The 687-nt window shown below is 67.8% G+C and carries 1 pseudogene; it reads left to right on the top strand.

What is annotated here, in order from left to right:
• Positions 1-595, top strand: a pseudogene (locus tag F8A92_RS18495) (IS3 family transposase); the annotation flags it as partial.
• Between the last annotated feature and the right edge of the window lie 92 nt (positions 596-687).

The raw sequence follows: 687 nt of genomic DNA, 5'->3' as shown, positions 1-687 counted from the left end.
CCGCGACGCGACCGCCAGATCACGTGCAGCGCGAGTTCCGCGCCGAGCGGCCCAACGAGCTGTGGGTCGTGGACTTCACCTACGTCCCGACATGGTCCGGGATGGCGTTCACCGCGTTCGTCACCGACGTCTACTCGCGGCGCATCGTAGGCTGGCGGACGATGTCCAGAATGCCGACCGACCTGCCGCTGGGCGCGCTCGAGATGGCCCTGTGGGTCCGCGACCGCGCCGGCGAGGACGTCACCGGCCTCATCCAGCACTCGGACGCGGGATCGCAATACACCGCGCTGCGCTACTCCGAGCGCCTGGCCGAGGTCGGCGCGATCGCCTCGATCGGCACCGTCGGCGATCGTACGACAACGCCCTCGCCGAGACCGTGGTCGGGCTCTACAAGACCGAGTGCGTGAAGATCGACGGACCGTTCCGGACCGCCGACGAGCTCGAGCTCGCCACCCTGTCATGGGTGCACTGGTTCAACGAGAACCGGCTCCACTCCTCGATCGGCTACCAGACACCCCTCGAGGCCGAGCAGCAGTACTACCGTCAGAACAACCCCCGACAGCAGCCGCTGCCGGGAGAACTCGCCCTCCACTAAACCCGGGGCGATTCACTGCGGATGATGCGCCCGGCCACGGCAAAGACTCGGAAACGTAGCCGTTTGGGTTCCCAGCGGCGAGCCGGGTGCTC

The organism is Cumulibacter manganitolerans, from assembly GCF_009602465.1.
Taxonomy (GTDB): Bacteria; Actinomycetota; Actinomycetes; order Mycobacteriales; family Antricoccaceae; genus Cumulibacter; species Cumulibacter manganitolerans.
The sequence above is the reverse complement of the archived record's forward strand: the minus strand, read 5'-3'. Positions and strand labels throughout refer to the sequence as shown.